This window comes from candidate division TA06 bacterium, from assembly GCA_016208585.1.
GTDB lineage: Bacteria > Edwardsbacteria > AC1 > AC1 > EtOH8 > UBA5202.
Window position 1 is genome coordinate 1 of record JACQXR010000083.1, and the last position, 9,148, is coordinate 9,148.

At 52.4% G+C, this 9,148-nt stretch carries 6 protein-coding genes; 3 read left to right on the top strand and 3 right to left on the bottom strand.

Annotated features, from left to right (window positions below):
* Nucleotides 1–392: 392 nt before the first annotated feature.
* Entirely contained in the window at nt 393–1,466 is a 1,074-nt protein-coding gene (locus HY768_06220) for a hypothetical protein (GenBank protein ID MBI4726804.1), read from the bottom strand.
* A 412-nt stretch (nt 1,467–1,878) separates the two neighbouring features.
* Nucleotides 1,879–4,494: a DNA polymerase I gene (gene polA, locus HY768_06225; GenBank protein ID MBI4726805.1), complete on the bottom strand. Its 2,616-nt coding sequence runs from the start codon at nt 4,492–4,494 to the stop codon at nt 1,879–1,881.
* Nucleotides 4,495–4,652: 158 nt separating this feature from the next.
* On the opposite strand from polA, the gene HY768_06230 reads away from it, so the two are divergent.
* Genes HY768_06230 through HY768_06240 form a run of 3 tightly spaced genes read left to right on the top strand, consistent with a single transcriptional unit; the run spans nt 4,653 to nt 7,126 of the window.
* Nucleotides 4,653–6,386 (top strand): protein BatD, encoded by a 1,734-nt coding sequence (locus HY768_06230; GenBank protein ID MBI4726806.1) that lies wholly within the window; start codon nt 4,653–4,655, stop codon nt 6,384–6,386.
* Nucleotides 6,387–6,410: 24 nt separating this feature from the next.
* Nucleotides 6,411–6,815 (top strand): tetratricopeptide repeat protein, encoded by a 405-nt coding sequence (locus tag HY768_06235; protein ID MBI4726807.1) that lies wholly within the window; start codon nt 6,411–6,413, stop codon nt 6,813–6,815.
* Nucleotides 6,815–7,126: a hypothetical protein gene (locus HY768_06240; GenBank protein MBI4726808.1), complete on the top strand. Its 312-nt coding sequence runs from the start codon at nt 6,815–6,817 to the stop codon at nt 7,124–7,126. Before HY768_06235 ends, HY768_06240 begins: the two co-directional genes overlap by 1 nt.
* Before the next feature lie 73 nt (nt 7,127–7,199).
* Here HY768_06240 and HY768_06245 read toward each other — a convergent pair whose 3' ends face one another.
* Nucleotides 7,200–8,843 carry an NAD+ synthase gene (locus HY768_06245; GenBank protein MBI4726809.1) on the bottom strand — a complete coding sequence of 548 codons (1,644 nt, stop codon included), beginning with the start codon at nt 8,841–8,843 and terminating at the stop codon, nt 7,200–7,202.
* Between the last annotated feature and the right edge of the window lie 305 nt (nt 8,844–9,148).

Below are 9,148 nucleotides of genomic sequence, written 5' to 3' on the forward strand. Positions count from 1 at the left end.
GATGTGCCATTCTCAACCGCCTGGCTCAAATAGGTATGCCGGTGTCATATAAGGTTGCTGTCTAATCATCGATTTATCAGGGGATGCTGTATCTTTACAATCTTTGCGCAACAAAGCCGATTATATTTATAAAATTATGATTATTCCGTAAATTCGCTTACGCTTACCTGCCAACGGCGGGGCGCAAGCACGGCGGATCAGCCTAGGGCTGAGAGTGCCGTAGCTTCAGCGGTGGCACAAGCATTGCGCGGCGGACAGGCCCGTGGGGCTCCATTGCCCGGCGACCGTCCATCCCTTTCCTATCGGGATCGGGACGATTCATCCGCCGCGCATTAGCGAAGGTTAAAACGGGCGGTGAACCACATTCCGCGCGCAGGGATTCATGATCCCGGTTATTGGGGAAACAGCTCGCCGAGAGAAACATCGTTTTTCTTGATGATTTTATACTTTCTTTTTTGCCGGCTACCGGTGAAGCCTATGAAGCCGAGTTTTCTCAACAACGTCAAATATTGGTAGAGGCTTTGTTGTTTTATCTTCGAAATCCTGGCTATAGTGGACATATCAACGAGTCCGTGTTTGAGCACGATATCCTTCACCCGGTTTATTTTTTTGACCTTGCGCAGTATTGGTCGACAATGGTTGTATCTCGGCGGCGGCTTTTTAATCTTATTGATTTTTCTGAATGCCGCCAAACTGCCCCAGTTTCTTATTATGCTTGAATACAGCGACCCCGGTTTGCCTATCAACTCATCGGAATGCGGATGCCGTTTAAGTTTTTTTACGATCCGATAATATTTCCCAAGGCACTTGCCTTTTCTGATTCCCCCCTGAATCAATCTCCAATCGATGCCATAAAAATTTATCAAATAATTTAATGACTGCGGGACAATTCGCAATTCCTTACAGACCTTTTTCTTCGAATAATTTCTTTGAATCGATGCGATCAGCCGGCCTTTATTGATCATCTTCCAAACGATGCCATACTGGCTCATCAAAAAAAATGACGACTGCGGGGTAATTCGCAATTCCCGGCAAACCTTTTCCTGGGTAATGTTTCTTTGAATCGATGCGATAATATCTTTTTTGCTGTATCTTCTGAGGAGCTTTATTTTTCTGTCCTTGATCGGAATATCCCGGCAAAGCCCCAGCCTTTCGCCCTCGACCAATAATTGCCTGACTCTTTCTCTGGTAATGTTCATTATCTCCGCCACTTTGCATATGGAGTAATGCGTTTCGTAAAGATCTTTCGCCCGGTTTATTTTTTCAACGATATCGCTTTTGGACGATGCTCGCGCTGACTCGTGCTCTTCGTCCTGCCTATGAGTACTGGAGGCAAAATACCTTTGGAGTTGGTAATGTTTTTTTAAAAAGCTCTCGATCTCTTTCTGCGGCACGTTGCATATTTCACTTATTTCCCGCATGGGAAAACCATTTTCGAACAGGCTGACGGCTTTCCTGCATTCCATTTTTGTTAAACTGTCGCTTCCATATACTTTTTGCTTTGATTTTTTCCTACTGTCCCGATAGTCAATGAAGCCCAGCGAATCTGCCTTTTTTAAAAAATGCCGGAAATAGTTGGAATTTACGTTCAATATTTCGGATGCTCTATGCAAAGTATGATGAATAATATATACGTCGGCGACATAATTGCTGATTCTGTCGCATATTATATACTGTTCGTCTTTCTTATCAGCATTGAAATTGATTCCTTTTTCATAGATGAAGTCCCGGATAAATTTTTTGATTTTATCCGCTTTTCCCAAACCGCCACGGGTTAAATGATGCTGTTTAGTATTTTCTTTCATGAATTTATAAACCTTTGCAGTGATCGTTCATATCCCAGCGACACTATCTTGACGCTGAATGCGCTCCTGTTTTCTAGTGCGCCTCGAACCAGTTATCCCCCTCGCCCATCTCCACCACGATCGGCACCGAAAGCTCCACCGCGTTCTCCATCTCGTGTTTCACTATTTTTTTCACCTTGGCCAACTCATCCTTCTGCACCTCAAACAGCAGTTCGTCGTGGACCTGCAGTATCATCTTGCTTCTTAACTTCTCATCTTCCAATCTTCTTGAAATATTCACCATGGCCAGCTTGATCAGGTCGGCCGCCGTGCCCTGGATGGGGGTGTTGACCGCGGTCCGCTCGGAAAAGTTGCGGCGCTGGCCGTTCTCGGAATTGATCTCCGGCAGGTAGCGCCTTCTGCCCAGCATGGTGCAGACGTAGCCGTCCTTTTTGGCCTGGGCGATGGTCAGGGCAATCCAGGCCTGGACCTGGGGGAACTGGTTGAAGTAATGCTCGATGAAACGGGAGGCCTCCTCCACCCCTATTCCCAGTTGTTGGGAAAGCCCGTAGGGGCCCATGCCGTAGACGATGCCGAAATTGATGGCCTTGGCCTTGCGCCGCATGTCGGGCTCCGCCTGATCCGGCTTGACCCCAAAAACAGCGGCGGCCGTCTCGCTGTGGATGTCCCGGCCCGATTTAAAGGCTTGTCTTAGATGCTGGTCGCCCGAAAGATGGGCCACTAACCTTAGTTCCACCTGGGAATAATCGGCCGAAAGCAGCAAAGAACCCTTGGGGGCGATGAAGCCCTTGCGGATCTCCCGGCCCACCCCTTCCCGCATCGGGATGTTCTGGAGATTGGGATCGGAGGAGGAAAGGCGGCCGGTCTCGGTTAAAGCCTGGTTGAAGGTGGTATGTAGCCGGCGGGTCTTGGGATCGGCGACCAGGGGCAGGGCATCGCTGTAGGTGGATTTCAATTTGTAGAGCTGCCGGTAATCCAGGATCAGCTTGGGCAGTTCGTGGTGCAACGCCAGCTTGGTCAGCGCGTCCATGTCGGTGGAATAGCCGGTCTTGGTCTTCTTGCCCTGGTCGATCTTCAGTTTTTCAAAAAGGATCGTTCCCAGCTGTTTTGGGGAATTAAGGTTGAACTCTTCTCCGGCCATCCGGTAGATCTCTTTTTCCAACTTGGTTACCTGCCGCTCCAGTTCCTTGGACATCTGGCTGAAGACCGGGATGTCCAAAAGGATCCCCTCTGTTTCCATCCCGGCCAAAATCTTCACCAGTGGCATCTCTATTTTCTGGAACAATTCTCCCAGTTCCTTGTACTTCAACTCCGGTTCGAATTTTGATCTCAGCGAAACCACGGCGTCGGCCCGCCGGGCCATCAGCTCGTCGGTCAATCCCGGCTCGGCCGAGAAATCAAGCTCGGTCTGCTTCTTAAAAATCCCGGCCGGCAGGGCCAGGCTGACCCCCAAATGCCCCTCGGCCAAAACCTCCAGCGACCGGTGGCCACGGCGGGAAGGGTCCAACAGATAGGAGGCGATCATGGTGTCAAACATCGTCCCATTCAACTGGATCCCGGCCAAAGACAGGGCTTTGATGGCCGTCTTCAGGTCGTGTCCGGTCTTGGCTATTTCCGGGTCCTCAAATGATTTTTTAAGAGTTTTGATGTCCGGGCCGCCGATCATTAAAGCCTGTCCCCGGCTGAACAGGCACAGTTTTACCGGCCGTCCCTCGGCCGCCTCTATCACCAGGCACATCTCGCCTTCCCGCTGCAGCCGCCCCGCCAGCAGCTCCAGCTCCGCCTTGCCGGTGACCGCCTGGGGGGCCACTTTCTTGATCTGCCCGGAGACGAACTCGTGGTAAAGAGAATTGAATTCCAGTTCCTTAAAAAGTCTGGCCAAAATTTCCTGGTCGGGCTGGTGGGATTTAAGCGAGGTCAGCGCGATGTCGGGAAGCTGGTCCAGATGGAGGGTGACCAGCTCCTTGCAGAGCAGGGCCTGGTCTTTGTGCTCCTGCAAAAGATTCCTTATCCGGGGCTTTTTAACTTGATCCAGGTTTTTATACAACTCGTCGAACGACCCGAACTGGTGGATCAGCTCGGTGGCCGTCTTGGGGCCGATGCCCGGCACCCCGGGCACATTGTCGGCCGCGTCCCCGGAGAGGGCGAAGATGTCTTTGATCTTTTCCGGAGAAACTCCGTATTCCTTGTTGACCTCCTCCGGGCCGTAAATGGATTCGTCGCTTTTGCCCACCCGGGGCCGGATCACCTTGATGCGCTCCGTCACCACCTGCAGCAGATCCTTGTCCCCGGTGGCGATGTAGGACATCCAGCCCTTGGCCTCGGCCTGTTTGGCCAGGCCGGCCAGCACGTCGTCGGCCTCGTAACCGTCCTGTTGCAGCACCGCGATGTTCAGGGCGTTCAGGATCTCCTTGATCCGGGGCAGCTGGGCGCGCAGTCCCTCGGGCATGCTTGGGCGCTGGGCCTTGTATTCGGCGTACTTGCGGTCGCGGAAAGTGGGAGCCGAAGTGTCGAAGGCCACACCGATGTAATCGGGCTGGTGTTCCTTGATCATCCGCATCAGCATGTTGGTGAAGCCGAAAGAGGCGCTGGTGTTCTCCCCCTTGGAGTTTATCAGGGGGTTGCGGATGAAGCCGAAATGCGCCCGGTAGGCCAGGGCGGTGCCGTCGACCAGGATCAGTTTGGGCATCAGGTTATCTTGCGTTGATTGAATGTTCTTGTTTTAAGAACAAATGGCTATACAGTTTTAATTATACCTTTAAACCCGGCCAAAATCAAGCACTTTTTCAAGGGGGTGTGGTAGCATAATAATTTTTTAAATATCTTTGCCTTCCGGTGGTATTGCTTGTGCTGCCCGGTCTGCTTTTGGCCGCCGGCATAGATTTCAGCGCCTCGGTGGATCAGACCACGGTGGGCTTGGGCGAGCAATTCACTTTGACCGTCAACGTCCAGGGCGAGGATATGGCCTCGGTGCCCAAGCCCCAGCTGCCGGACCTGCCGGATTTCAACGTCCTGGGCAACTCCTCCTCTCAGTCCACCAGTTTTCAGATCATCAACGGCAAGATGTCCAAACAGGCTTCGGTCAATTTCATCTATTACCTCAGCGCCAAGAAGACCGGCAAACTGACCTTAGGGCCCTGTATCCTGAAATACAACGGCCAGGAATACCAAAGCCAGGACATTAACATCGAGGTGACCAAATCTGCCCAGGCCCGCCCCCAACAGTCCGGCCAAAGCCCTAAAGCCTCCCATGCCCGCATCCCGTTGGACGGTAACCTCTATCTTTCGGTCTATTGCAATAAAAAAACCATCTACCTGGGGGAGCAGGTCAACGTCGAATTCGTCCTCTACAACCGTTTTCAGATCAACGGCCTGAACCTGGCCGAACAGCCTTCCTTCGGCGGGTTCTGGACCGAAAACATCTATGACGCCCAAAAGATCGAATTCAAGCGCCAGACTGTTGACGGCAAACAATTTGACGTGTTCCTGCTCAAAAAAACGGCCCTGTTCCCCATGACCAGCGGACAGCTGGAGATCAAACCTATGGCGCTGAACGTGGAGATCGTCCAGCGTTCCCGGGATATATTTGATTTTTTCGGGACCACCCAGAATGTGAAGGTGGAATCCAAACCAATTCATTTGACAGTGCTTCCCCTCCCGGAAAACGGCAAACCAGCAGAGTTCACCGGTGGGGTGGGCAGCTTTGCCATGACTGCTGAACTGGATAGATCCTCCACCACCGGCAGCGAGCTCATCAACCTGACCATCAAGGTTTCCGGCGCCGGGAATATAAGGTTGATCGAGAAGCCTGTGATCCCTGCCACCACGGGCTTGAAGATACTGGACCCGGAGATCAAGGACCAGGTCCAAACATCAGGCGACGTCATCAAGGGTTCCAAGAGCTTCCGCTATCCCATCATTCCCCAGGCCGACGGCAAGTACGTACTCCCGGCCATAAAGATGGCCTATTTTGACCCCGGCGACAAAAGCTACCATACCCTCCAGTCCAAAGTTTTGGAATGCACCGCTTCCGGCTGCACCCCCAATGCCCCGCTGGTGGAGGCTACCGGCCTGAAGGTGCTGGGCGCCGACATCAATTACCTCAAACCCGACAGAACGGAGATCAGACCATTCAAGTCGTCACCTTGGTGGCTGCTGGGATCGGGGTATTTTATATCATTTGCCTTGCGGGGCTTTTCATTCCTCTACCGGGCCCACCGCAACAAGCTGGACAGCGACCGGGGCTATGCTCGCAAATATAAATCCGGGGCCCTGGTCAAAAAGAGATTGAAGGCCGCCGTAAGGCTTTTAAAAGATAATCCGGACCAGGAGTTTTACGCTTCGCTTTTCCATGCGGTTTTGGGATACGTGGGCGACCGCTGCAATCTGGATACCCACGCCCTTTCCAAGGAGCAGCTTAAGGCCGAGCTTTTGCGCCTGAACCTGACGCCCGATCTGGCGGATAAGATCATCGAGATGGTAGAGCAATGCGATATCGCTAGGTTCTCGCCCGACCAGGCCGCTTACAAAACGCCCCGGGACCTGTTCGACAGGTCACGGGAGATATTGAACCAACTATAGTCTCTAAATTCAATTCTCGAAATCATGTTAACTAATCTCTTACTGCTTTTTACTGTGGCCTTAAGCCCGGCCGGATCATACAACCTGGGCAACAAGCATTACAGCCAAAACGACTATTCCCAAGCCGTGGCCGCTTACCAGGAGGCCTTGCGGTCAGGGCCCGACGCTTCGGTTCTGTATAATCTGGGAAACGGCTATTTCAAGAGCGGCCGGATCGGCCTGGCCGTTGCCAGCTACCGCCGGGCCCGGTATCTAAGCCCCCGGGACAAGGACATCAGCGCCAACCTTGATTTTGTCCGCAGCTACCGGGCCGACAAGATACTGACCATGCCCGATCCCTTTTCAAAATTCCTTTATGGGTTGTTCCATTTTTTTCGGAACACGAAGCATCCCTTTCGGCCCTGGTCTGTTTCTGCTTTAGTGTTTTGATGCTGGCCTTTTTCATAATTTACGGCAAAAAGGTTTATGCGTACATTTCTATATTCTGGGTTTTGGCCTTCCTGTTTTTTCTGATCAGCCTCTTGACCTGGCGCAGCCAGCACCAGCGGCTCCCGGTGGTGATCATCGCGGCCGAGGTCAGCGCCTTGAGCGGCCCGGGCCCGGAATACAAGCAAATCATCCTGGTCCACGACGGCACCGAGGGACAGATAAAAAAGACCAGGGGCGATTACCTGCTGATCCAGATGCCCGGGGGCATCGGCGGCTGGGTAAAGAAGGAAGAAGTGGAAAGAATTTTTTAATAACGAAAACAATAAAGTAGCCCAGCCCTTAAGGGCTGGGCTAATGATTAACACTATTCCATTTTCTTAGAGATCAGTACTTCGCCGCCACCGGCATTCTCCGGCCAGAACCAAAAGCTTTGCTGGTCACTTTCAAACCCGGCGCGGCCTGCCGCCTTTTATACTCGCTGTTGCGCACGGCTTTGATGACCCAGTCCACCACCGTCGGCTTGAAACCGCGCTTGATTATCTCCTCCCGCGACCTGCCTTCCTCCAGGTAAAATTCCAGGATCGCATCCAGCAGCGGGTAGGGCGGCAGGGTATCCTGGTCCTTTTGGTTGGGCTTAAGTTCGGCCGAGGGCGCTTTTTTGATGATGGCCCTGGGGATCACCTCTCTATGCCGGTTGACATGATCTGCCAGTTTATAGACCAGCGTCTTGGGAACATCCGAGATCACCGAGAGCCCGCCGCTCATATCGCCGTACAGTGTGCAGTAGCCCACCGCCATCTCGCTCTTGTTTCCGGTGGAAAGGACAATGTGCCCGAACTTGTTGGAGCAGGCCATCAGCAGATTTCCCCGGATGCGGGCCTGGATGTTCTCTTCGGCCAGCCCGGATTTAGCGCCCTTGAAGGTATTTTTGAGCGAGGTTAGGTATTTTCGGTAAAGCCCGGAAATGGGGATGACCTTGAACTCTATCCCCAGGTTCTCCGCCAGTTTTCTTGAATCGTCCACGCTGCCAGGCGAGGAATAGGGCGAGGGCATGGAGATGCCCAGCACGTTTTGGGGACCCAGCGCCTCGGCCGCGATACAAGCCACCAGGGCCGAGTCTATTCCCCCGGAAAGCCCGATCACTGCCTTGTGAAATCCGGTCTTTTCAAGATAATCCCTCAGGCCCAGGACCAGGGCCTGATAGACATCCCCGGCCGGGTCGGGTTTTGGCCATTTGATTGACGACCCAAAGAAATCGGTGTCAACGACCTTCAGCCCCTCTTCAAATGCCTTCATCATCAGGACCAGCTGCCCGGCTTCGTTCACAACAAAACTGCGGCCGTCGAAAACCAACTCGTCGTTGCCGCCTACCTGGTTCACGTAGATGAACGGTTTGCGGTATTTTTTCGCCAGCCGGGTGAATAGTCCTGACCTAAGATCGGCTTTGCCCATCTCAAAGGGCGAGGCCGAAAGATTGATGAATACTTCAGCCCCGGCCTTGGCGAGTACTTTGATCGGATCGGTCTGATAAGGGATTCCTTTGGGCCACAGTGCCGCATCGTTCCAGGCATCCTCGCAGATGGAGATCCCCAGTTTTTGGCCCTTGAACTTTATCGCGGAAACTTTTTCCGCCGGCCTAAAGTAACGGGTTTCGTCAAAGACGTCGTAGGACGGCAGCAAAGTTTTGTGCTGGGTGAAAATGACCTTGCCCCGGTGGATCAACAGTGCCGAGTTATACAGTTTCCCGGAATTCACTTCCTCGGCCAGTATCGGCGCCCCAATCAGTATCCCAATGTCCGGCCGCTTGCTCGACATCTTAGCAATGTCCTTGATTGCCTGCTCAGTCTTCCGCAGGAACCAGTCCTTTTCCAAAAGGTCGCGGGGCGGGTAGCCGGTCAAAAACAGTTCGGGAAAAACTAAAAGATCGGGCTTCTCTCCGGTGCTGGACATTAGGGTCGTGGCGACCTTGGCAAGATTTCCGTCTATGTCTCCCACCACCGGGTTATATTGGCAAAGGGCTATTTTCACCTATTTTTTGACCTTCAGTAAAATTGTGTTGATAGCTAACTTTGGCAAATACGCCTGAATAAACATATCCCCATCATACGATAGCCTGAAGGCTATCGCTATAAGCCATCAAGGCCTCTGACGAGGCCTGCCAAAGTAGCCCGATTTATCGGGGTTGATGATTTCCTAGCGCAAGTTTCCTAGTTACGAAATGCAAGAAAGCCTAACTTCATATTTCTAAAGGCGTTACGTATTATTAAATGTATTATATAACTTAGTAAGCTCGTTATTCTATAACGACAGTCAATCCCTGTCCTTGAGAAGCC